This is a genomic window from Micromonospora sp. WMMA2032, from assembly GCF_002688545.1.
In the GTDB taxonomy this organism is placed as follows: Bacteria; Actinomycetota; Actinomycetes; order Mycobacteriales; family Micromonosporaceae; genus Micromonospora; species Micromonospora sediminicola.
Map to the genome: position 1 here is coordinate 879516 of NZ_CP024052.1, position 21599 is coordinate 901114.

Annotated in this window: 29 protein-coding genes and 1 pseudogene; 14 read left to right on the forward strand and 16 right to left on the reverse strand. The window is 74.8% G+C overall.

The window, feature by feature from the left end; genetic code table 11:
* Positions 1–18: 18 nt before the first annotated feature.
* Positions 19–1005, reverse strand: a complete 987-nt coding sequence (locus tag CO540_RS04130; RefSeq protein WP_099160972.1) for a tyrosine-type recombinase/integrase — start codon at positions 1003–1005, stop codon at positions 19–21.
* Positions 1006–1086: 81 nt separating this feature from the next.
* On the opposite strand from CO540_RS04130, the gene CO540_RS04135 reads away from it, so the two are divergent.
* Positions 1087–2109 carry a YafY family protein gene (locus CO540_RS04135; RefSeq protein WP_099160973.1) on the forward strand — a complete coding sequence of 341 codons (1023 nt, stop codon included), beginning with the start codon at positions 1087–1089 and terminating at the stop codon, positions 2107–2109.
* Between the two features lie 7 nt (positions 2110–2116).
* Here CO540_RS04135 and CO540_RS04140 read toward each other — a convergent pair whose 3' ends face one another.
* From CO540_RS04140 to CO540_RS04160, 5 genes are all read right to left on the reverse strand, one after another.
* A complete protein-coding gene (locus CO540_RS04140; RefSeq protein ID WP_099160974.1) occupies positions 2117–2551 on the reverse strand; it encodes an Hsp20/alpha crystallin family protein in 435 nt (144 codons plus the stop codon).
* A 74-nt stretch (positions 2552–2625) separates the two neighbouring features.
* A complete protein-coding gene (locus CO540_RS04145; protein WP_253866445.1) occupies positions 2626–3135 on the reverse strand; it encodes a GNAT family N-acetyltransferase in 510 nt (169 codons plus the stop codon).
* Positions 3132–3656: a DUF2087 domain-containing protein gene (locus tag CO540_RS04150; RefSeq protein WP_099160975.1), complete on the reverse strand. Its 525-nt coding sequence runs from the start codon at positions 3654–3656 to the stop codon at positions 3132–3134. Before CO540_RS04150 ends, CO540_RS04145 begins: the two co-directional genes overlap by 4 nt.
* A gap of 74 nt (positions 3657–3730) precedes the next feature.
* Positions 3731–4297, reverse strand: a complete 567-nt coding sequence (locus CO540_RS04155) for a cysteine hydrolase family protein (RefSeq protein WP_099160976.1) — start codon at positions 4295–4297, stop codon at positions 3731–3733.
* 34 nt (positions 4298–4331) lie between these two features.
* Positions 4332–4847 (reverse strand): MarR family winged helix-turn-helix transcriptional regulator, encoded by a 516-nt coding sequence (locus tag CO540_RS04160; RefSeq protein WP_216642334.1) that lies wholly within the window; start codon positions 4845–4847, stop codon positions 4332–4334.
* Between the two features lie 69 nt (positions 4848–4916).
* Between CO540_RS04160 and CO540_RS04165 the strand changes: the two genes are divergently transcribed.
* Positions 4917–6146, forward strand: a complete 1230-nt coding sequence (locus CO540_RS04165; protein ID WP_099160978.1) for an MFS transporter — start codon at positions 4917–4919, stop codon at positions 6144–6146.
* A gap of 10 nt (positions 6147–6156) precedes the next feature.
* Here the strand turns inward: CO540_RS04165 and CO540_RS04170 are convergent, their stop codons facing one another.
* Together CO540_RS04170 and CO540_RS04175 are read right to left on the reverse strand one after the other, a co-directional pair.
* The gene (locus tag CO540_RS04170) at positions 6157–6552 is read right to left on the reverse strand and encodes a cupin domain-containing protein (RefSeq protein ID WP_099160979.1); all 396 of its coding nucleotides are present in this window, start codon (positions 6550–6552) and stop codon (positions 6157–6159) included.
* Positions 6553–6579: 27 nt separating this feature from the next.
* A complete protein-coding gene (locus CO540_RS04175; protein WP_099164583.1) occupies positions 6580–7068 on the reverse strand; it encodes a GNAT family N-acetyltransferase in 489 nt (162 codons plus the stop codon).
* A gap of 106 nt (positions 7069–7174) precedes the next feature.
* Here CO540_RS04175 and CO540_RS04180 point away from each other — a divergent pair, with 106 nt between their 5' ends.
* The 5 genes from CO540_RS04180 (at position 7175) to CO540_RS04200 (ending at position 11983) form a co-directional block, all read left to right on the forward strand.
* Positions 7175–8716 (forward strand): glycosyltransferase family 39 protein, encoded by a 1542-nt coding sequence (locus CO540_RS04180; protein ID WP_099160980.1) that lies wholly within the window; start codon positions 7175–7177, stop codon positions 8714–8716.
* A 24-nt stretch (positions 8717–8740) separates the two neighbouring features.
* Positions 8741–9559, forward strand: coding sequence for a TIGR04222 domain-containing membrane protein (locus tag CO540_RS04185; RefSeq protein ID WP_099160981.1), 819 nt, complete (start codon positions 8741–8743; stop codon positions 9557–9559).
* 67 nt (positions 9560–9626) lie between these two features.
* A complete protein-coding gene (locus CO540_RS04190; RefSeq protein WP_099164584.1) occupies positions 9627–11096 on the forward strand; it encodes a hypothetical protein in 1470 nt (489 codons plus the stop codon).
* 38 nt (positions 11097–11134) lie between these two features.
* Positions 11135–11443, forward strand: a complete 309-nt coding sequence (locus CO540_RS04195) for a hypothetical protein (protein ID WP_091574451.1) — start codon at positions 11135–11137, stop codon at positions 11441–11443.
* 81 nt (positions 11444–11524) lie between these two features.
* Entirely contained in the window at positions 11525–11983 is a 459-nt protein-coding gene (locus CO540_RS04200) for an HNH endonuclease (RefSeq protein WP_099160982.1), read from the forward strand.
* A 13-nt stretch (positions 11984–11996) separates the two neighbouring features.
* On the opposite strand, the gene CO540_RS04205 is transcribed toward CO540_RS04200, so the two are convergent.
* Together CO540_RS04205 and CO540_RS04210 are read right to left on the reverse strand one after the other, a co-directional pair.
* A complete protein-coding gene (locus tag CO540_RS04205) occupies positions 11997–12395 on the reverse strand; it encodes an NUDIX domain-containing protein (protein WP_099160983.1) in 399 nt (132 codons plus the stop codon).
* Entirely contained in the window at positions 12392–13258 is an 867-nt protein-coding gene (locus CO540_RS04210; RefSeq protein WP_099160984.1) for an aminoglycoside phosphotransferase family protein, read from the reverse strand. The genes CO540_RS04205 and CO540_RS04210 overlap by 4 nt, the downstream gene beginning before the upstream one ends.
* 465 nt (positions 13259–13723) lie before the next feature.
* On the opposite strand from CO540_RS04210, the gene CO540_RS04215 reads away from it, so the two are divergent.
* The 5 genes from CO540_RS04215 (at position 13724) to CO540_RS04230 (ending at position 16110) form a co-directional block, all read left to right on the forward strand.
* Positions 13724–14263 (forward strand): DUF1062 domain-containing protein, encoded by a 540-nt coding sequence (locus CO540_RS04215; RefSeq protein WP_253866448.1) that lies wholly within the window; start codon positions 13724–13726, stop codon positions 14261–14263.
* 63 nt (positions 14264–14326) lie between these two features.
* Positions 14327–14812, forward strand: a complete 486-nt coding sequence (locus CO540_RS04220) for an N-acetyltransferase (protein ID WP_099160986.1) — start codon at positions 14327–14329, stop codon at positions 14810–14812.
* Between the two features lie 38 nt (positions 14813–14850).
* Complete coding sequence (locus CO540_RS30755) at positions 14851–15021, forward strand: hypothetical protein (protein WP_253866450.1); 171 nt, start codon at positions 14851–14853, stop codon at positions 15019–15021.
* The gene (locus CO540_RS04225) at positions 14955–15269 is read left to right on the forward strand and encodes a nuclear transport factor 2 family protein (RefSeq protein ID WP_253866453.1); all 315 of its coding nucleotides are present in this window, start codon (positions 14955–14957) and stop codon (positions 15267–15269) included. Before CO540_RS30755 ends, CO540_RS04225 begins: the two co-directional genes overlap by 67 nt.
* A gap of 25 nt (positions 15270–15294) precedes the next feature.
* The gene (locus CO540_RS04230) at positions 15295–16110 is read left to right on the forward strand and encodes a class I SAM-dependent methyltransferase (RefSeq protein ID WP_099160987.1); all 816 of its coding nucleotides are present in this window, start codon (positions 15295–15297) and stop codon (positions 16108–16110) included.
* Here the strand turns inward: CO540_RS04230 and CO540_RS04235 are convergent.
* The 3 genes from CO540_RS04235 to CO540_RS04245 form a co-directional block, all read right to left on the reverse strand.
* Positions 16107–16775, reverse strand: coding sequence for a nucleotidyl transferase AbiEii/AbiGii toxin family protein (locus CO540_RS04235; RefSeq protein ID WP_099160988.1), 669 nt, complete (start codon positions 16773–16775; stop codon positions 16107–16109). The two genes, CO540_RS04230 and CO540_RS04235, sit on opposite strands and share 4 nt — an antisense overlap.
* Positions 16775–17131 carry a hypothetical protein gene (locus CO540_RS04240; RefSeq protein ID WP_091574459.1) on the reverse strand — a complete coding sequence of 119 codons (357 nt, stop codon included), beginning with the start codon at positions 17129–17131 and terminating at the stop codon, positions 16775–16777. Before CO540_RS04240 ends, CO540_RS04235 begins: the two co-directional genes overlap by 1 nt.
* Positions 17132–17226: 95 nt before the next feature.
* Positions 17227–17712: a DUF1992 domain-containing protein gene (locus CO540_RS04245; RefSeq protein ID WP_099164585.1), complete on the reverse strand. Its 486-nt coding sequence runs from the start codon at positions 17710–17712 to the stop codon at positions 17227–17229.
* 110 nt (positions 17713–17822) lie between these two features.
* Between CO540_RS04245 and CO540_RS04250 the strand changes: the two genes are divergently transcribed.
* Positions 17823–18218, forward strand: a complete 396-nt coding sequence (locus CO540_RS04250; protein WP_091574460.1) for a YkvA family protein — start codon at positions 17823–17825, stop codon at positions 18216–18218.
* 3 nt (positions 18219–18221) lie between these two features.
* On the opposite strand, the gene CO540_RS04255 is transcribed toward CO540_RS04250, so the two are convergent.
* Complete coding sequence (locus CO540_RS04255) at positions 18222–18767, reverse strand: GNAT family N-acetyltransferase (protein ID WP_099160989.1); 546 nt, start codon at positions 18765–18767, stop codon at positions 18222–18224.
* Positions 18768–18886: 119 nt separating this feature from the next.
* On the opposite strand from CO540_RS04255, the gene CO540_RS04260 reads away from it, so the two are divergent.
* A complete protein-coding gene (locus CO540_RS04260) occupies positions 18887–19537 on the forward strand; it encodes a LysE family translocator (RefSeq protein ID WP_099160990.1) in 651 nt (216 codons plus the stop codon).
* 13 nt (positions 19538–19550) lie between these two features.
* On the opposite strand, the gene CO540_RS31270 is transcribed toward CO540_RS04260, so the two are convergent.
* Both CO540_RS31270 and CO540_RS31275 read right to left on the reverse strand, forming a co-directional pair.
* On the reverse strand, positions 19551–20405 hold the full coding sequence (locus tag CO540_RS31270; protein WP_371682286.1) for a beta-galactosidase trimerization domain-containing protein: 855 nt from the start codon (positions 20403–20405) through the stop codon (positions 19551–19553).
* Positions 20406–20453: 48 nt separating this feature from the next.
* Positions 20454–21559: pseudogene (locus CO540_RS31275) on the reverse strand (beta-galactosidase); the annotation flags it as partial.
* Between the last annotated feature and the right edge of the window lie 40 nt (positions 21560–21599).

The following is a 21599-nucleotide window of genomic DNA, read 5'->3' on the forward strand; positions in this document are numbered from 1 at the left end:
ACGGCCCGGGTACGACGCTCACCCGCGGCGGCGGGCGCGGGCCGCCCAGATCGCGTACGCCGGGTCGCGGTCCAGGTTGTGCCGGTCGCGGTCGTAACGGCGGGTGGTGCGCGGGTCGGCGTGGCCCATGGCGTCCTGCACGTCCTCCAGCGGCACCCCCTCGGAGCGGGCCGTGGTGGCGAACGCGTGCCGCAGCGAGTGCGGCGACAACCGCGCCCAGGCGGCGATCCCGGCGGTCTGCGCGAGCCGGCGCACCAGCCGGAACACGGCGTGCCGGTCCAGCCGGCCCCCGGTCGCGGTGACCAGCAGCGGACCGGTCAGCTCCGGCACCGTGACGCCCTGCGCGGCGGCCCGGGCGGCCAGGTAGGCGTCGAGGGCGTACGCCGTGCCGGGGGTGAGCGCGCGGCGACGCGCCTTGCCGCCCTTGCCGACGAAGCGGACGCTGCGGTGACCGCGTTCGCTGCCCAGGTCGGCCAGGTTCAGCGAGACCAGCTCGCCGACCCGCAGCCCCAGGTCGGCCAGCAGCGCCAGCGCGGCCCGGTTGCGGGCGGCGGTCGGGCCGGTGTCGGCGTCGGCGGTCGCGAGCAGCGCGTCGACCTCCTCCGGGCTCAGGCCGACGGTGGCGGAGTGGTCCCGGTCGACCCGGGGGCGGTCCGCCGCCGCGACGGGGTTGGCCGGCACCGCGCCCAGCTTCGCCAGGAAGTCGTACCAGCTGGACAGCGCGGACAGCCGGCGTGCCACGGTGGCCGGGGTCAACGGCCGGCCGTCGCGGCCCCGAGGGGTGGACTCCAGGTCCCGGCCGTAGGCGTTGACGTCGAGGAAGGTGACCCGCAGCGGGTCCAGCCCGCGCTCGGCGCACCAGGTCAGCCAGCCGGTGACGTCCCGCCGGTACGCGTCGCGGGTGTGCTCGGACAGGCGCCGGTTGCGCAACCACGCCTCGGTGAAGTCGGCCGGACCGCCGGGCAGCGCGGGACGCGCGTGGGACAGCACCTCGGGACGCAGCATGTGAGAAAGGTTCTCAGTCGGCGGGGCGTTTCGCGACGAGGCGCGCCCGGGCGGATTCGCCCCGCGGGTTACCGTCACCGGGTGCGCGCCAGCCGGCTGGTCACCCTGCTGCTGCTCCTGCAGACCCGGGGGCGGACGACCGCCCAGGAACTCGCCGACGCCCTGGAGGTGTCGGTGCGAACCGTCTACCGCGACATCGAGTCACTCGGCGCCGCGGGCGTGCCGGTGTACGCCGATCGCGGGCCGGCCGGCGGCTACCGCCTGCTGGAGGGCTGGCGTACCCGGCTGACCGGCCTGACCGGGCCGGAGGCCGAGGCGTTGTTCCTCGCCGGCGTGCCCGGGCCGGCGGCGGAGCTGGGTCTGGCGTCGGTGGTGGCCGCCGCGGAGCTGAAGGTGCGCGCCGCGCTGCCCGGGGACCTCGCCGACCGCACCGGCCGGATCCGGCAGCGGTTCCACCTGGACGCCCCCGGCTGGTTCCGGCACCCCGAGCCGGTGCCGCACCTGGAGACGCTGGCCGGCGCGGTGTGGGAGGACCGGCTGGTGCGGCTGCGCTACCGGCGCTGGCGCGCCCCGCGCGAGGTGAGCCGGACGGTCGCCCCGCTGGGCGTGGTGCTCAAGGCGGGCCGGTGGTACCTGGTGGCCCGGTGCGGTGAGCAGGTGCGCACCTACCGGGTCGGGGCGGTGCTCGACGCGGTGGTCACCGAGGAGCGCCACGACCGCCCGGACGACTTCGACCTGGCCGCCTACTGGCGGGAGTGGACCGCGCGCTACGAGCGCGACGTCTACCGGGGCGAGGCGCGGATCCGGCTCACCGTGGCCGCGCTGGAGTTCATGCCGTACGTCTTCCCGCCGGAGATGAGCCGGGCGGCCCGGGCGGCAGCCGGCGAACCGGGCCCGGACGGCTGGTTGGAGACCACCGTGCCGATCGAGTCGCCCCGGCACGCCCACGCCGAGCTGCTCAAGCTCGGCGCCGAGGTGGAGGTGCTGTCGCCGGCCGAGCTGCGGGACCGGTTCACCGCCACGGCGCACGCGTTGACCCGGCTCTATCCCGCCGACGCCGAGGCGGGGTCGGCCGGCGCTCCGGCCTCCCCCGCCTCGGCGTGACCCCCGCTCAGGCGGTGGTGAGCTGCCGGTGGCCGTTGCCCTCCGCGGTCGACGTGACGGTGATCCGGCGCGGCTTGGCCCGCTCGGCGATCGGGATGCGCAGCGTCAGCACCCCGTTGTCGTAGCCGGCTTCGAGGCGGTCGGTGTCGAGCGTGTCGCCCAGGAACAGCTGGCGGGTGAAGGTGCCCATCGGGCGCTCGGCGGCGACCAGTTCGACGTTCTCGCCGGTCGGGCGGCGCCGCTCGGCGCGGACGGTCAGCACGTTGCGCTCGACCGTGCAGTCGATGCTGTCCGGGTCCACGCCGGGCAGGTCGAAGGCGGCGTAGAAGTGGTCGCCGTCGCGGTAGGCGTCGAGGTGCATCACGGCCGGCCGGGTGGTGGTGCCGAAGAACTGCTCGGCGATCCGGTCGATCTCGCGGAACGGGTCGGTACGCATCAACATGGCAGTGCCTCCTCGGTTCTCCTGGCCCAAGGTCTCACGTTGAGTCTGGTCGACTCAACTTCCCGATTTCTGTTTTAGCGCGGCGTCGCGGTGTCGTCAACTCGCGCCGGCAGTGACTTCTCGAACCAGTGCTGCGCGTACGGGCCGGAGGTGTACGCGGGGATCTCCCGGTAGCCGTGGCGGGCGTACAGGGCGCGCGCCTCGACCAGGTCGGAGCGGGTGTCCAGGCGGATCCGGGCCGCCCCCGCGTCGAGCGCGTACGCCTCGGCCGCGGCGAGCAGGACCGCGCCACCGCCGGCGCCCCGGTGCGCCGGGCGCACGTACAGCCGGGTCAACTCCGCCCAGCCCGGCCGCCACCGCAGCCCGGCACACCCGGCGGGAAGGCCGTCGTGGTGGGCTGTCACCAGCAGCCCGGTGGGCGGGGCCAGGTCGTGGCTGGGCATCTCGGTCAGCGCGGCGTCCACCTCGCCGGGCCGCTCCGGGCGGCCGTACCAGCGGCGGACCATCTCCGCCATGTACTCCCGCAGCAGCCCCCGCGCGAGCGGACCGTCGGGCGGGTCGAGGCGGGTGTGCCAGCCGGTCACGGGCCGGTCCGCCAGTAGACGCCGTGTTCGCGGGTGAGCAGCATGTCGTCGACTAGGTAGCGGCGCAGCGTCACGTGGTCGGCCTCGCCGCCGGCGCACCAGGGGCGCAGCGCGTCGTCCACCGCCCGTTCCGGGTAGCGCAGCCCGGGTTCGAAGGTGTGCGTGGTGATGTGTTCCAGCAGCACGCGGCGGCGGCCGCGCTGCGCGGGCAGCCGGGTCAGCGCGCCGTCGCGCAGGAACGTGCGCAGGATCGACTCGCGCCGGTCGGCGGGCGGGGCGGACGGCGTGGCGCCGGAGCGGGCGACGTCGCGCAGCCACCCGTCGTCGATGCGCAGCCCGGAGTCGTCGTCGACGAGCACGCCGGTGTCGGTGAGCCGGCGCACGGCGGTGGCCACGTCGCGGGCGGGCAACCCGGTGCGAGCCACCACGGCGGGTACGTCCCGGGCGCCGAGGACGATCGCGGCGAACACGGCGCGGCGGCGCTCGTCGGCGAGCGCCCCCGCGAGGGCCTGGGCGGTCATGCCCGGCAGCCTGTCAGCACCGGACGCGGACGGCCAGGCGTTTTCGGCCCGCGCGGGGGTGCCCGGCGGCGGTGTCAGGCCGGCACGGTCGCGGCGAAGTCGACGTCGGCGGTGTCGACCGTGCCGGCGGTGCGCCCGGGCGCGCTCTGGAAGCCCCAGTAGAGGTTGGTGTGGGCGATCACCTGCGCGGGCGGGGGCGCGCCGTAGGCGGACAGGTCCTCGGTGGTGTGGGCGTCGGCGACGAGCGTGGCGTCGTAGCCCCGGGTGAACGCGCCGTGCAGCGTGCAGCGCACGCACGCGTCGGTCTGGGCGCCGGTGACGACGAGTCGACCCACGCCGCCGGCGGCGAGCACCTGCTCCAGGTCGGTGTCCTCGAAGGAGTCGCCGTAGGCCTTGTGGACCAACGGCTCGTCGTCGCGGCGGGTCAGCTCCGGCACGATCTGCCACGGCTCGCTGCCGGCGGGCAGGTCGTCGGCGTGGTGCTGCACCCAGACGACCGGAACGCCGGCGGTGCGGGCGCGGTCGACCAGGGCGGCGATGTTGGCGAGCACCCGGTCGCGGTCGTGGGCGTCGCGCACCACGCCGTTCTGCACGTCGATGACGAGCAGGGCGGTGTGCGGGCGGTCGGTGAGCGTGGTCATGGCGGCTCCTTCGACGGCTGCGGTCGGGCTCAACCTAGCCGTGGCCCCCGACATGTCCGGTCGGTCGCTCGGCGGCCGAGTTCACCCGGCGCAGCAGGTCGGCCAGCGTCCGCCGCTCCGCCGCGTCCAGTGTGCCGAGCACCCGGTGCTCCTCGTCGCCGACGACGTCCAGGGCCCGCCGCCAGATGGCCTCGCCGGCCTCGGTGAGCGCCACGTCGACGCGCCGCCGGTCGACCTCGGACGGGATCCGGCGCACGAAGCCACGCCGGACCAGGGCATCCACCCGGGCGGTGATCGAGGCGGGCGCCATCCGCAGCGCGTCGGCGATCTCCGAGGGGGCGGCGCGCCCGCCGCGCCCGGCGAGGACGTGCAGCGTGCCGTACTCCTTCTCCTGCAGGTCGAGGTCGGCCAGGACCCGGTCCTTGACCGCGCGCAGGTGCCGGGTGAGCAGCATCATCCGCACCACCGCGCCCTCCACGTCGGGATCGAGGTCGGGCAGGACGGGCTGCCAGCGCGCCACGTGCTGGTCCACGGAGTCGGGGTCGGTCACGGCAACCACGGTACGTCGAACCCGAAATATTCGTTGTCGAAATATTCGATGTCGAAGTAGTCTTCGGCGGTGACGCATCCCCTCCGGCTCCGCGCCTTCCGTCTGCTCTTCCTCGGCCGTACGGTGTCCGCCCTCGGCGACGCCGTGGTCCCCACCGCGCTCGCGCTCGCCGTGCTGCGGGCCACCGGCTCGACCGCCGCGCTGGCCCTGGTGCTCGGCTGCGCCATGGTGCCCCGGCTGCTGCTGCTCCCGCTCGGCGGCGTGGTCGCCGACCGGTTCGCCGCCCGCAGCGTCGCGCTCGCCACCGACCTGATCCGCGGCGCCGCCCAACTGGTCGTCGGCGTCGAACTGCTCGGCGGCGCGCCGACCCTCGCCCACCTCGCCGTGGCCTCCGCCGTCGGCGGGATCGCCTCCGCCTTCGCCATGCCCACCGCGTCCCCGCTGGTCGCCGGCGTCGTCGGCGCCGAGGGACGGCAGCGGGCCAACGCCCTGCTCGGCGCCACCACCAACGCCAGCCGGCTCGCCGGCCCGGCCCTGGCCGGCCTGCTGGTCTGGACCGCCGGCCCCGGCTGGGCGTTCGTCATCGACGCCGCCTCGTTCGGCGTCAGCGCCGTGCTGCTGGCCGCCATCCAGGTCCGGCACGTGCCGGTCGAGCACCGCTCGCTGCGCGCCGACCTGGTCCTCGGGTGGCGGGAGGTCCGTGCCCGCGACTGGTACTGGAGCAGCCTGGTCGCCCACGCCGTCTGGAACGGGGCCGCCGCCGTGCTGCTCACCGTCGGCCCGGCCGTCGCCGTCACCCGGCTCGGCGGCGAGGGCGTCTGGGTGCTGCTGCAACAGGCCGGGGCCGTCGGGCTGCTGGTCGGTTCGCTGCTGGCCACCCGCGCCCGCCCCCGCCGCCCGGTGCTGGTGGGCAACCTGGCGCTGGCCACGTACGCGGCGCCGCTGCTGTTGCTCGCCGTGGCCGCGCCCGCCGCGCTGACCGTGGCCGCCTACTGCCTGGCGCTGAGCGCCCTGGGCTTCCTCAACCCGGTCTGGGAGACCGTGGTCCAGGCCCGCTTCCCCACCGAGGTGCTGGCCCGGGTCACCTCCTACGACTGGCTCATGTCGCTGGGCGCCATGCCCCTCGGCTACGCCCTCGCGCCGCTCGCCGCGTCGACCTGGGGCGCCTCGACGCCCCTCGCGGTCGCCGGGGTGCTCGTGCTGCTCGCCTGCGCCGGCACCGCCGCCGTGCCCGGCGTACGCCGGGTCGGCTGGGCCGTCGCCGCCGCGCCGGCCCAGCCGGAGCCGGCGCGGCGGTGACCCGGTTGGCTCAGAGCCGGTGCCCGGTGGTGGCGTCGACGCTGTCGGGGACGGCGTCGTGCCGGTCCCCCACACTGGACGTGCCGGACGGCTCGAACATCAGGATCGAGGCGCCGTCCGGCGCGTACGGCCGGTGCTCCACCCCGCGCGGCACCACGAACACCGCGCCGCGCGGCAGCGTCACCTCCCGCTGCGCCCCGTCCGCGCCGTCGCGCAGGGCGATGCGCAGCTCCCCGTCGAGCACCAGGAAGAACTCGTCGGTGTGGTCGTGGGCGTGCCAGACGTGCTCGCCGGCCACCTTCGCGACCCGGACGTCGTAGTCGTTGACCGTGGTCACGATCCGCGGACTCCACAGCTGGTCGAAGCGCGCCAGGGCGGCGGCCAGCTCGATCGGCTCAGGGTTCATCCGACCATCCTCGCGCACCGGCGGCGGTCACAGGGGACGGTGCATGACGTGCAGGCCCACCCGACCCCGCGTCGGGTGGGCGAACGACTCCGGCACGGTGCCGATCACGGTGAAGCCCAACCGCCGGTACAGCGCCACGGCCGCCGCGTTGGTCTCCACCACGGCGTTGAACTGCATCGCGGCGAAACCCTGCCGGCGGGCCCAGTCCAGCGCGTCCTCGCACAGCGCCCGGCCCACGCCGCGACCCCGCGCACCGGCGGCCACCATGAAACTCGCGGTCGCCACGTGCGAGCCCGGCCCGGGCCGGTTCGCGCCCATCTTGGCGGTGCCGAGCACGGCGCCGTCGTCGTCCACCGCCACCGAGGTACGCCCCGGCGGGCGTTCCGCCCACACCTCGCGGGCCACCTCGGCCGGCCAGGCCGGGTCGTAGGGGAACGTGTCCCCGGCGGTGACGACGTCGGAGAAGATCGGCCAGACCTGGCCCCAGTCGGCGTCGGTGTAGTCACGGATGCGCACGGCGGGCACGCTAGTCGGGACCCGACCGTCCGGCCACCGGATTCCGCCCACCCGGCCGAGGCCGGCGGGACGACGTCGGACCGCCCCGCCGGGCCATCATGGGCGGGTGGCCGAATCAGTCGCCGACGTCGATCGCCGCGGGGCCGCCACGCCCGCCGGGCCGTCGCCGCCCGGGCCACGCACGGCGGTCCCGTGGCTGGTCGGCGCGGCCCTCACCGTCGTCCTGCTGCTGCTCGCCGGCCGCTACGGCTACCACCGCGACGAGCTCTACTTCCTGCTGTGCGGCCGGCACCTCGACTGGGGCTACGTCGACCAGGGGCCGCTCGTGCCCGCCCTGGCCCGGCTGGCCGACACCGTCGCGCCGGGCAACCTGGTGCTGCTGCGCACCCCGTCGGCGGTCATCGGCGGCGCCGCGGTGGTGCTGGTCGCCGCGACCGCCCGGGAGTTCGGCGCCGGCCGGGTCGCCCAGTCGGCGGCGGCGGTGCTCGCCGCCGCCTCGGGCATCGTCCTGGCCGGCGGGCACCTGCTCAGCACCACCAGCGTCGACCTGCTGGTGTGGCTCGTCGCCGCGTTCTGCGTGGCCCGGATGCTGCGCACCGGCGACACCCGCTGGGCGCTCGGCGCCGGGCTCGCCCTCGGCGTGGGAATGCTCAACAAGCCACTGCCCGCCCTGCTCGGCGTCGGCCTGGTCGCCGGGGTCGTGATCGCCGGGCCGCGTCGCCTGCTGCGGGACCGGTGGGTCCTGGCCGGGGCGGTGATCGCCGTGCTGCTCGCCGTGCCGTACGGGGCGTGGCAGGCCGCGCACGGCTTCCCGCAGCTCTCCGTCGCCTCGGCCATCGTCGGCGGCGACAGCTCCTACAGCGGCCGGCTGGACGCGCTCGTGCTGCAGCTGCTCATCATCAGCCCGTTCGCCGTCCCGGTCTGGGTGGCCGGGCTGGTGGCGCTGCTGCGCCGCCCGGCCTGGTCGGCGTACCGGGCGTTCGGCTGGGCGTGGCTGGTGGTGGTCGCGGTCGTCGTGCTGGCCGGCGGCAAGGGCTACTACGACGCGCCGCTGCTGCTGGTGCTCACCGCCGCCGGCGTGACACCCACCCTCGACTGGGCGCGGCGCGGCGCCGCCCGGGCCCGACAGACGGCGCTCGCCACCGCCGCCGTGCTGATGGCGGCCAGCAGCGCGGTGCTGCTGCTGCCCACGCTGCCGGCCGACCGGCTGCCCGGTTTCGTCGTCGCGGCCAACTACGACGCCGGCGAGACCATCGGGTGGCCGGAGTTCGCGGACTCCGTCGCCGCCGTGCACCGGGGTCTGCCGCCGGCCGAACGCGACCGGGCGGTCGTGCTCACCGCCAACTACGGCGAGGCCGGCGCGCTGGCCCGCTACGGCCCGGCGCGTGGCCTGCCCCGCGCGTACTCCGGGCACAACAGCATGGTCACGTTCGGCCGGCCGCCCGACGGCGCCGACGTGGTGATCGCCGTCGGCTGGTCCCGACCCGACCGGCTGCGCGCCTGGTTCACCGAGGTCACCGAGGCCGGCCGGGTCGACCAGCGGGTCGACGTCGACAACGAGGAGAACGGCGGGCCGATCTTCGTCGCCCGCGGTCCGCGCCGCCCCTGGTCGCAGATCTGGGACAGCGAGGTCCGGCACGCCTCCTGAGGCCGGCGGGCCATACTTGTCGCCATGCTCTGGGGTGTCAGCGGGCCGCTCTTCCTCCTCGACTACCTGGGCGCGGTCGCCGTGGCCGCCGCGATCGCCCTGGCCGTACGGGAACTGACCGGCCGGCGGGCCGCCGGCGCGACGCCCGACCGGGTCGAACTGGCCTACCTCACCGACCGCGCGCTGCTGGCCTGCCAGGTGGGGATCGCCGCGCTGCGCCGCGCCGGCGGGGTGAGCACCGGCGAACTCGCCACGCTGCGCGCCGACGGCCCCCCACCGGCCCGGCCACCCGGTCTGGTCCGCGCCCTGCACACCGCGCTGCGCCGACCGCAGACCTGGGCCGCCGTCCTCGCCGACCCGGACGTCGGTCGGGCGCTGCGCCGGATGGTCGGCCGGCTGGTCCGCGACGGTTGGCTGCTCACCCGCGCCCAACGCCGCCGGATCGCGTTGGGCACCCTGCCGCTGTTCGCGGTCGCCGCCGTCGGCGTGACCCGGCTCGTGGACAGCGCCGTCGAGGGACGCTCCGCCGGCGGTCCGGCGTCGGTCGCCGGGCTGCTGCTGTGCTGCCTGGCCACCGCGCTGGGCGGCTGGTGGCTGACCGAGGTGCCGGAGACCGGCGCCGCCGCCCGCCGCCTGCTGCGCCGGCTCCGACGCGAGCACGCCGATCTCGACCCCGAACGCCGCCCCACCTGGCAGGGACGGGACACCGACGCGCTGCTGACCGCCATGGCGCTGTTCGGTCCCCGCCCGCTGCTCGCCGTCGACCCGGCCTTCGCCGTCCAGGTCGGCGTCGACCCGGACCGCGGCCGACCCCGCCCGGAGCCGAAACCCGCCCGCCGCTGAGCCCTCGACGGGCGGCGGCGACGCCGATGCGGCAGAGTGGCCCCACGACCGCGAGCAGGAGGTGACCGTGGACGGCCCGACCGGGGTGGTGTTCCCCGCGACCGCCGACGGCCGGCGCAGCACGACCGCGCTGGGACGCGCCGTGGTCGCCGACGCGCTGCGCGCGGTCGACCCGATCGGCGCGCGCTCCGCCGAGCACGAGACCGACTGGCGGCGGGGCTACGTCGGCCACTTCCGCCGATTGGTCGAGGCCGGCCTGCTCTCCCGCGACGCCGCGCTCACCGTCGCCCGCGACGGCCTCGCCGCGCTGCACACCCGCATGCGGTACGCCCCGCCGGACGGCGGCCCCGAGACCACGCCGGCCGAGGCGTTCGCGTCGGACGACCGGCAGCCGCCGCTGCGGACCGCCACGGTCACCGGCGCCGGGCCGGTGGAGCGGGAGCTGTCCCTGCCGTACCGGGGACAACGCCTGCGCGGCGACGACCTGCGCCGCCGGGTGGACGCGTGGGTCGACGCCGGGGTCATCGAGCCCAGCTGCGCCGAGGCGGTCGGCCGGGTGCTGGCCAACCCGGACTGGCTGGACCTGCGCGACCAACGGATCGTGGTGCTCGGCGCCGGCGCCGAGATGGGCCCGCTGCCCTCGGTGCTGCGCTGGGGCGGCGACGTCGTCGCGGTCGACCTGCCCCGCCCGGAGATCTGGCGCCGCGTCCTGCACACCGCCCGCCGCCACGGCGGCCGGCTGCACCTGCCCGTGCCGCCGGACACCGGGGACGACGACGCGGCACTGACCGCCGCCGCCGGGGCGGACCTGCTGCACCGCCTCCCGCAGGCCGCCCGCTGGCTCGCCGGGCTCGACGGCCGGCTCGTGCTGGGCAACTACGTCTACGCCGACGGCGCCACCAACGTCCGGGTGGCCACCGCCGTCGACGCGCTCACCGTCGAGCTGACCCGGCAGCGTCCGGACGCCGCGCTGGCGTTCCTGGCCACCCCCACCGACGTGTACGCGGTCCCCGGCGACGCGGTCGCCCACGCCGAGCGCGGGTACGCCGCCCGTGGCCCGGCCCGACGGACCCTGCGGCTGATCTCCGGCGGCCGGCTGCTGCACCGCAACTACCCGCCCGGCGCCGACCCGGGCATCAACGACAGCCTGGTGCCCCAGCAGGGGCCGAACTACGCGTTGGCCAAGCGGCTGCAACGCTGGCGCGCGGCGGTGGCCCGCGACGCCGGCGCCACGGTGTCGTTCACCGTCGCGCCGCCCACCCGCACCCGGTCGGTGCTGCGCAACCGCGCGCTCGCCGCCGCGTACGCCGGGGCGCACCGCTTCGGTGTCGAGGTGTTCGAGCCGGCCACCAGCAACACCCTGATGGCCGCGCTGCTCGTGCACGACCTGCGCACCGGCGGTGGACCGGCGCAGGAGCACCCGTGGCGGGACGAAACGTACGCGGCGGCACACGGCGGACTGTGGCGCGTGCCGTACGCCCCGCGCAGCGCGCTCGGCCTGGCGGTGCTGCTGGGCCTCGGCGGGGCCCGGACCTGAGCGGGTTTCCTTGTCTTGGGCGCCGGGAAGGCTCCGGTATGGCCGAGACATTCGTGAGCGAAGACCTGAAGACGCTGCAGTCGATGGCGCGCGGGGCCGGGATTCCGGATGCCGAGCGTCTGTCCCACGACGACCTGGTGGAGGTGTTGCGCCGGGCCGGGCTGGCCGACGGCAGCCAGGACGACTGGCCGGACCAGCCGATCGAGGATCCGGCGCACCTCGCCGGGCTGCCCCGCAGCTCGCTGCGGCAGGGTGACGAGAGCACCGGCGGTCGTGCCGCCGAGGAGGCGATCGGCGCCCGGCCCGGCGAGTCCGGCACCGAGATCGACGACCGCACCGAACGCTGACCGTACCGGCGAGCCGCCCCCGTCACGGGGGGCGGCTCGCGTCGGTGAACCGGACGGTCCTGGCCCGCCTATGCTCAGCGCATGCTGTCCCAGGTGACCGGGCTGTCCCGACACTTCACCCAGGAGTCCCTGCGCGCCTACCTGCTGGCGCGGTCGGAGCGCACGCCCGGCGGCTGCCTCCTGGTGCGCGGCTACGGCAGCCGGCGCGGGGTTCACCAGAAGATGGCCGGGCGCGCGTGGGCGCACGTCGCGGCGTACGTGGTCTTCGTCGGCGGTTACCGACCGGAGCTGGAGGTGGGTCACGACTGCGGCGTGCCCGACTGCATCGAGCCGACCCACCTGCGTCAGCTCAGCCACGCCGACAACTGCCGCCAGCGGCAGCAGCAGCCGACGTGCCGCAACGGGCACCCGCGGGAGGTCGACCCCGGAACCGGCCGGTTGCGGAGGGTGTGCCGACGCTGCAACAGCGACGCGCAGCGGCGGTGGCGCGAGCGACGCGCAGCCGAGGTGGCCGACGCCCGGGCCGGCTACCGGCCCTGAGCCGAAGCGGTCGTCAACGGAGCCGACCGCCTCGCCGTAGGTGATCGAAGATGACCTGGTCCACCGGGGAGACGCGATGACGGTCGGCGTAGCCGAGCCAGGCGATCTCCTCGATCTCGTTCGCCGGCCGGAGGGTGCCCCGGTAGTGAGCGGTGTAGCAGCGCATCCGCACCACGGTGCCGTACGGGTGCCCGTGCGCCTGCGCCTCGAAGACACCGGCCGGCGAGGCGCTGCGGGGGTCGACGACGACGCTCATCTCCTCCCGGATCTCGCGGACGAGCGTGTCGAGGTCGCTCTCGCCCGCCTCCCGCTTGCCGCCCGGCAGGTAGTAGACGTCCTTGCCGCGTGAGCGCGAACTGAGGATCGCGCCGTTCTCCAGCCGGATCCATGCGACCTTGTCGATGACGGTCACGGCGCCCTCCCGGTGGTGGCTGACTCGTCGAAGACGTCCGGATCGGCCACTGCTTCCCGGAGGCGGCTCAGCCACTCGATGCCGAGTCTGCGGCCGTCGGGGAACTGGTCGTCGCGATCCCAGCGCCACGCGGTGACCATCGCCGGCACCAGAACCCGGCTGTCGCGGAGCACCTGAGGATCGACGTCCGGGTAGTGGTCTCCGACGCCGGGGGGAGCGTGGGCCAGGTCGAACTCGATCGGTCCCCGACAGCACGTCTCGAAGTCGATGAAGAGTGGCCCGGTGCGGGTCGAGAGCAGGTTTCCCGGATGAGGTTCGCCGTGCAGGAGCTGCTCGGGCCGGCCGCTCCCGCTGACCGCTTCCCGCATGCGGCTCAACGTGCTGGCGAGGAGGAGCCGGTCCGCGTCAGCCAGTTGCGGCGTCCGGGTGTGGTCGGCCACCAGCGTCTGGGCCGCGGAGACCCGGTCGGTGAAACGCGGGGTGGCCAGGTCGATGACACGCATTCCGGCGTGCAGGCGTTCGAGCGCGCCGGCGTAGTCCCGGTCCGGGATCGGCGGGGTGGGCACCGGTTCGTAGTAGGTCCAGAAGGTGACCACGTGGTCGTCCCGGGCAAGGACCTCGGGCGATTCCAGCGCGGCCACCGGGCTCCCGACCTCGGCCAACCGCCGCGCGACCTCCACTTCGAACTGGGCGCACCGGTGCGCGGCGGCCGGGGCCACCCGGGCGAGCACGTCGCAGGGCCGCAGGCGCAGGGTGAGCACGTTGGAGTTGTGCAGGACGACGGCGTCGTGGGCGGTCAGGCCGAGCGAGGACGCGCTCGACATGGCGGCCCGTGTCGCCTGCCGAGTCTCGTCTGTCCGCACCGGAGCACCGTAGTTCAGGCCTCGGCGCGGGGCAGCCGCATTTCGCCGCGTGCCTGCCGTCGACGTCGGCCAGGCGACACCAGCGCGAATCCTTACGCACAAGAACTGTCATTATGATGTACCGACGTTTCGTCCGTTATGTCGGCTCTAATTAACGGATTGTCATTACCGGTAATCCGTTAATCAGGGCGTGGGTCGACGGTAAAGCGCTTGAGGCGTACCTCGGCCCTCGCTTACGGTCGCCGCGACCCCGCACCCCTGAGGACAGAGGACGAACCGCGTGACCCCGCCTGCTCTCTGAACCTGACACGCCTTCCACCCACCCGAGCCGACGCTTCCCCGTCGGCTCCGCCGGGCTGCCTCCGCGCGCCCGGTCACACGGCGATCGAGGCCGCGCGTCATCGGCCTCGTGTCAGGTCTACAGAGATCAGGTTTTCCGTCCTCATGTCTTCATCACCCCATATCGTGCTGCCCTGGTTCGTCCGCCGGACCAGGCTTCCGCTGCTGTCACTGCGCTGTGTGGACTGCCGATCGGAGTCCGCCACCACCGGCGACGGCCGGTTCCGGGTCAACGCCAACGGCAAACTGCTCGACGTCTGGTTGCTGGTCCGGTGCGTCTCCTGCGACCGGACCAGCAAGCTGACCGTGCACGAGCGGGCGCCGGTCAGCTCGCTCGACCCGGTCACGCTCCACGGCTACCACCTCAACGACCCGGTCCTGGTCGCCGCCACACTGGTCGACCCGGCGCTGGCCCGGCGCGGTCGTTTCACGTTGGACTGGACCGGCGTCTGGCGTCTGGACACCCCGACCGAACGGCCCGCCGAGGCGTGGCCGCTGCGGGTCGAGGTCACCTTCGAGGATCCGGTGCCGGTGCGCCCGGATCGGCTCATCGCCCACGGGTTGGGCCTCAGCCGCCACGAGGTGCTGCGCCGGGTCAAGGGCGACGTGCCGCTGCGCCGCCCGAGAAGCACCGACTTCACCTTCACCGTGCTGGCCGAGGGTTAGCGACGCGCCGGTCGTGGCGGGCACCCCGCCCGCCGCGACCGGCGCGTGGGCGACACTTGCGGAGTGACGACGACGATCGTGCCGATGACCTGTGCTCATCCGGCGTTCGACCGCACCGCTGCCCTGTTCGACGCCTACCGGGTGCACTACGGCCTACCGTCATCTCCCGAGACGACCCGCTCCTGGCTGCACGACCAGCTCGCACAGCACCGGATCTCCGCTGCTGCCGCCATCCAGGCCGATCAGGTCTGCGGTTTCGTCACGGCCATGGTCATGCCCGCATCGCTCATGCTGGGCACCGCATGGTCGATCCGTGACCTGTACGTGGCCCCGCGCCATCGCCGTAGCGGTATCGCGCACGCACTCCTGCAGCACGTCATCCACAGTGCGCGCGCTGCCGGTGCCTCTCGCCTGTCGCTGCAGACCGAGACCGACAACGTCCCGGCCCTGACGCTCTACACCCGGGCCGGCTTCCGGCCCGTCACCGGCCTGGAACTCCTCAATCTCCGCCTCGACCCCACCCCGGAAGATCCAGGAGACACGACCTAGGCTGGTTCCGTCGATGCGGATCCATCTCGGGAGGCACGATGGCGGGCCGGGCACGGGAGGTCGTCGAGCGGATCCTGCGCGCCGGCCGGAAGGGCGACGTCGAGGCTTTCGTGGAGCTGATGGCCCCGGAAGGCTACATCGAGTGGCCGTTCCGCCCCGCCGGTGTGCCCGGCCGGGTGCGGGGCGGGCCGAGGTCCGCCGGCACCTGATCGAGACGGCCGGCACCCTGATCACGCTCGACGAGTACCGCGACGTGATGATCCACGAGACGCTCGACCCCGAGGTGGTCGTCGTGGAGTACGAGGCCGTCGGCAGCGTGGTCGCCACCGCAGAGCCGTTCGAGCAGACGGTGATCGCCGTGTTCCGCGTGCAGGACGGACTCGTCGTGTCCTACCGCGACTACATCAACCCGCTGCCGCTGATGCAGGCGCTGACCGGCGGCGCGGGAAACCGCTGAGGCGAACGACGGAAAGGCCGGGTCCATGGGACACGACGACCAGCTCCGACACTCCTCGTCGTTCGGCGCGGCGGCGACCGCGTACGCCGAACACCGCCCGGACTACGCGCGCGACGCGGTGCGGTGGGCGCTCGCACACGCGCCCGGCCCGCGGGTGCTCGACCTCGGCGCCGGCACCGGCAAGCTCACCGCCGGACTGCGCGCGGCCGGCGTCGACGTCAGCGCGGTCGAACCCGATCCGGCGATGCTGGCCGAGCTGCGCCGCGCGGTGCCGGACGTCTGCGCGCTGCCGGGCAGCGCCGAGGCGATCCCACTGCCGGACGCGTCCGTCGACGCCGTGCTGGCCGGCAACGCGATGCACTGGTTCGACATGGCCGTCGCCGGTCCGGAGATCGCCCGGGTGCTCGCGCCCGGCGGCACCCTGGCCGGGCTGTGGAACGTGCTGGACGATCGGGTGGACTGGGTCGCCGAGTTGGCGCGGGTCAGCGGGAGCGCCGCCGTCGGCCCCCGGGACACGCCCGCCTCCTGGCGCGTCGAGACGGCGCGGATGCACGTCCCGACCAACGGCGCCGCAGCCCGGTTCGAACGGCCGGAGCAGGCCGAATTCCCGCACGGACAGCGTCGCACCGCCGACTCCCTGGTGGCGACGCTGGCCACCCGCGCCGGGATGCTGGTCATGCCGGCGGAGGAACGCGACGCCACGCTCGGTCGGATCCGCGCGTTCCTGGCGAGCCGCCCGGAGACCGCGGCCGGCGAGTTCACGCTTCCGATGCTGACCTGCGTGCTCCGCGTGCGGCGGGTCTCACACCGTGCGGATGCCGTCTCACGCGCCGCGCGCTAGGCAGCGCTCGCCCGGGGCCAGTCCGTGAAGGCCTTGCGCAGCTCGTGGATCTGCGTGGGGGTGAGTCGGTAGAGCGCGAAGACGGTGTCGGGTAGCCGGTCGAGCCGTCGGATCGCATCGGAGACCTCTTCGTCGGTGAGGTCGGGATCGGCGCGACGCCCGAGCGTGATCAACTCATGCCGGTCGTGACGCTTCATGAGTGCCGCGACATCTATGTAGTCGCGGGGTTGAGCACGGGTAACCATGGCTGCGACCTTCGTGCCGATGACGTCGTCGAGGTGCAGCACCGGGCCGATGTCGAGGACAACGGGGCTGGCGGTGCGGGCGAAGCGCACGAGTTGCAGCCGAACGACCTGGTCGTCCCGGTGAACCTCGAACTCGGTCATGTCCTGGCCGAAGCCGTAGAAGACACCGCTCAACTCGCTGGACTCGGCCATGATCTCGACCTGGAAGCCCGCGTCGAGCAGGGCGCCGCGGACGTGTCCGCTCGCGGCGGCGACGCCTCCGTCGACGTTGGTGAAGAGGTCGACGTCCTCGGTGGGCCGTTCACCGATGCCGTGAGCGATCAGTGCCTGACCACCGGCGAGGGCAAACCCGTGGCTACTCGCTGCGGCGAGCGCGATGCGGGCTACGTCGTGCTGGAACTGGTCGGGTGCAGACGACATCAGGCGGCAGCCTCGCGGGAGCGCAGGACCGGGTGGCGCTCCTCCCAGGCGTGCCGCACCCCCCGGGGAAGGTAGAGCTGGGGCCAGAGTCGGACGAGGGTGGGGCCGTGCAACCAGGTGCGTAGTTCGTCGGATCGGACGGCTTCGGTGAGCACGGTCTCGTACATCCAGGTCAACAGGCCCGGCCGGTCGAGGTCGACGTGCCGGTCAGGCTGCCAGAACAGGCGGTGGGGCAGCTCGACGACGCCGGTGGTCGGGCCTCTCAACTCGCCGAGATCAGCGACCACGGCGGGCCGTCGTCCCGGCCGCGCCTCGTGCGGTCGACGCGAGCTGCGGACGAAACCGCTCGGATCCATGTCCCCAGAATAGGCCCTGGTGACCTGCGTTCGGGCCACGCCGGGCGCGGCCGGTCAGGAATCGGCGTGCCACACGGTTGTGCGGCGGCGCCCGGTCAGCGGCGCCACCAGCGCCAGCTGCGGCGGGGACGCGCCGCGGGTCGACCGGTGTCCTGCGGCTCCACCGTCGCGGGCGCCGACCGCTCGGCCGCGACGCGTTCCCGGTCGGCCCGCCACCGGCGCACCGCCTCGTCGACGTTGACCGGGCGGACCACCACCCGCGGCCCGGTCGGGGTGCGCAGCCAGGCCACCACCTCGGTGTTGAGCGCGGCCACGTACGACCGCACGCCCTCCTCGGTGGGCAGGTCGCGCAGCTCGGCCGGGAGCTGCTCGATGCGGCGGCGCAACTGCAACGGCGTGGGCAGCATCAGGTCGGACGGGATCTGTTCGCGCTCCATGAAGCTGCGGATCCACCAGCCCTCGTCGTAGGGCAGGTCCCGGCCCGGGATCGGCTTGCCCGCGCCCGGCAGGTTGTCGAACTCGCCGCGCTCCTGGGCCGAGCGGATCTGCGCCTCGACCGCGGCCTCCCAGCCTGTCGTCACCGCCGTCACCTCCCGTACCCACCGTATCCGCCAATCTCCGACCAGGGTCAGCGTCGGACGGGCCCGGGGTTGTTCCCGGCCGTGCCGGGAGCAGGCGTAGCGTGCCCGGCATGCGCGACTGGCTGATCGGGCTCGGGGTGGCGCTGGCCTGCCTGGTGGTGAGCTGGGCGGTGCTCGTGCTGCTGGCCCGGCGGCTGCCGCCCGGGCCGCTGCGTGACCTGGCCGCGTTCCTGCCCGACTGCGCCACCACGGTGCGGCGGCTGCGCCGGGACCCGAGGGTGCCGCGCCGCGCCCGGATCGCGATCATCGTCGCCGGTGTCTGGGTGGCCAGCCCGATCGACCTGATCCCGGAGTTCCTGCCGGTGATCGGCCCGCTGGACGACGTCGTGGTGGTCGCCCTCGCGCTGCGCTACGCCGGCCGGCAGGTGCCCCGGCAGGTGCTGCTCGACGCGTGGCCGGGCGAGCCGCGCCTGCTGCTGCGCCTGCTCGGCGCCCCGGCGGACTGACGGTCAGGTCAGCCGGCGGACGTGCCGGTGCCCGTCGCGGGGGAACGGTGGACGGGCCGGCAGCACCTCGACGAAGGCGTACCCGCTCTTCTCCGCCACCCGGCAGGAGGCCGGGTTGTCGATCTGGTGCAGCAGCTCCAGGCGGGTCAGCCCACCGGCGGCGAACCGGGCGAACGCCCAGCCGGTGACCGCCTCGACCGCCCGGGGCGCGACGCCCCGCCCGCGCGCCGGCGCCGCCGTCCAGTAGCCGACCTCGGCGTCCGGGCGGCCCGGCCGGACCTCCTTGAGCACCACGCAGGCCACCAGCCGCTCCCCCGGCGCGTCCTCCACCACGGCGAAGCTGAACCGGCGGTCGGCGGCCCAGCCCTGCCGGCTGCGGCGCACGTAGTCCCGCGCCTCGGCCGGGGTGGTCACCGGGCGGCTGGTCCAGGCCCGCAGCACCGGGTCCCGGTAGGCATCCAACAGCGCGTCGGCGTCGCCGTCGCGCCACGGACGCAGCAGCAGACCGGGCGCGGTGGGGGTGGCGTCGGCGGACAACACGATCGACATCCGGTCAGTATGGCGTCGTCCGGGTGGCGCGCGTCACCCCGCGCGGCGGCCGGAGCAGGACCGTGACGTCACCGCCGGCGGCGTAGGGTCCGGGGCAGGGCCGACGGCGGGAGGGCGACATGGTCACGCTCGGTGCGGTGGTGGGGATCGCCCTGGTGGCGCTCGGTCTGGTGCTCACACCCGGGCCCAACATGGTCTACCTGGTGTCCCGGTCGGTCACCCAGGGCCGGCGGGCCGGCCTCGTGTCGCTGCTCGGGGTGGCGGTCGGGTTCGGCGTCTACCTGGCCGCCGCGGTCGCCGGCATCGCCACCGTCTTCGTGCTGGTGCCGCCGCTCTACACGGCCGTGAAGCTGGCCGGCGCGGCCTACCTGCTCTGGTTGGCGTGGCGCACGCTGCGCCCGGGCGGCCGGTCCGCGTTCACCCCGGCGCCGCTGCCGCCGGACCGGCCCCGACGGCTGTTCGCCATGGGTCTGGTCACCAACCTGCTGAATCCGAAGATCGCCATCCTCTACGTGTCGCTGCTGCCGCAGTTCGTGGACCCGTCGCGCGGACACGTGGCGGTGCAGAGCCTGCTGCTCGGGCTGACCCAGATCGGCATCGCGCTGACCGTGAACGCGCTGATCGTGCTCAGCGCGGGATCGGTGTCGGCGTTCCTCACCCGCCGGCCGGGCTGGGCCCGCGTCCAGCGTTACGTGATGGGCACCGTGCTGGCCGGGCTCGCGGTGCGCATCGCCGCCGACCGCTCGCGCGCCGCCGTCGCCACCCCCTGAGGCGGTACGCGCGTCAGCGCCGCGCCTCGCGCAGCACCGCCACGCCGCCCGGCGCGAGGGTGAGCACCTCCGCGACCGGCTCGTCGGTGAGCAGCTCGTGTCCGGCGGCCGGCACCCGCTGCGGCCGGTCGGTGTGGTTGAACAGGTACAGGCGGGTGTGGTCGCCGGCGTGTCGGCGTACCGCCTCGACACCCGGTGGCGCCTCGGGGCAGGTGGGGCCGACGCCGGCGCGGCGGGCCACGTCGGTGAGCAGCCGCCGGTAGGTGTCGTCGTCGGGGCGGGTGGAGACGTACCAGGTGTGGGCGTCGCCGACCCGGTGCCGGGTCACCGCCGGCCGGCCGTCCAGCACCCCGCCGATGTAGGCGGTGACCGGCTCCGCCCCGGTCAGGTGCACCGTCTCCGACCAGATCCGGCCGATCCCGCCGCTGGTCAGCGGCACCCGTTCGTCGTCGGCGAGCGGGTGGAACGCCTCCACCCGCACCCCGAGCAGGTCCCGGTACGCGCCCGGGTAGCCGCCGGGACGCACGCGGGCGTGCTCGTCGGCGACCCCGCTGAGCCAGGTGACCAGCAGGTGCCCGCCGGCGTGGACGTGGCGGCGGACCCAGTCGACGGTGGCGTCGGAGGCCAGGTAGAGCGCGGGGAGCAGGAGCAGCCGGTGCCCGTCGAGCGGGTCGCCGGGCGTCACCAGGTCGGCGGTGATGCCGGCGTGCCACAGCGCCCGGTGCGCGGCGGCCACCTCGCCCGGGTGGTCGAGGCCGTAGCGGGGCATGCCGGGGTGGCGCAGCGCCCATCCGCTGGCGGCGTCGTGGGCGATCGCGACGCCCGCCTGCACCGCACCGGAGGCGGTGCCGGCGAGCCGGTTGAGCATGGCGCCGAGCCGGGTGACCTCGCGGAACACCCGGGTGTCCTTGCCGACGTGCGACACCACCGCGGAGTGGAACCGTTCCGCGCCGCCGGCCGGCGCGCGCCACTGGAAGAACATCACCCCGCCGGAGCCGCGGGCCACGTGCGCGAGGCTGTGCCGGATCATCCGGCCCGGTTCCTTGGTGTGCATGCGGTGGGCGGTGTGGATCTGGTTCGGCGCGCTCTCCATCAGCAGCCACGGCACGGGCCGGCCGGCCCCGTGACGGGCCCAGCCGCGCGCGAGGTCGGCGGCGAGCGCGGTCTGCTCCTCGGCGCCCCGGTCGGTGCGGGACGGGTAGTGGTCGACGGCCACCAGGTCCACCTCCCGTGCCCAGCGGGCGTGGTCGACGGGCACCCAGTCGCCGAGCGCGTAGTTGGTGGTGACCGGCACCGCCGGGTTCGCCGCGCGCAGCAGGTCCCGCTGCGCGGTGTACGCGGACAGCAGCGTGTCGGACCAGAACCGGCGGAAGTCGAGCAGCTGCCCGGGGTTGCCCAGGTACTGCGTGGCGCGGGCGGGGCGACCTGCGCCCAGTCGGTGTAGTGCTGGCCCCAGAAGCTGGTCACCCAGGCGTCGTTGAGCGCGTCGAGGTCGCCGTGCCGGTCGGTGAGCCAGCGGCGGAACGCCGTCTCGACGTGCGCGCAGTGGCAGGTGGTGCCGTACTCGTTGTGCACGTGCCACAGTGCCAGCGCCGGGTGGTGGGCGTACCGGGCGGCCAGCACCTCGGTGATGCTCCGGGCGGCGGTCCGGTAGGCGGGCGCGGCGGCGCAGTAGGTGTCCCGGCTGCCGTGGTGCAGGCGTACCCCGTCGGCGGTGACCGGCAGCGCGTCCGGGTGGGCGAGGGAGAACCAGGGCGGCGGCGAGGCGGTGGGGGTGGCGAGCGCGGCCCGGATGCCGGCGTCGTGCAGCAGGTCCAGCACCCGGTCGAGCCAGTCCAGGGTGTGGCGGCCGGGTGCGGGCTCCAGGCGGGACCAGGCGAACACGCCGACGGTGACGAGGTCGATGCCGGCGGCGCGCATCAGCGCGACGTCCTCGCGCCACACCGCCTGAGGCCACTGCTCCGGGTTCCAGTCGCCGCCGTACCGGAGTCGACCGTCGGCCCACAGTCCTTTAGTTGTCATCCAAGCCAAAGTAAGAACAGGTGAGAGCGAAAGTCAATGC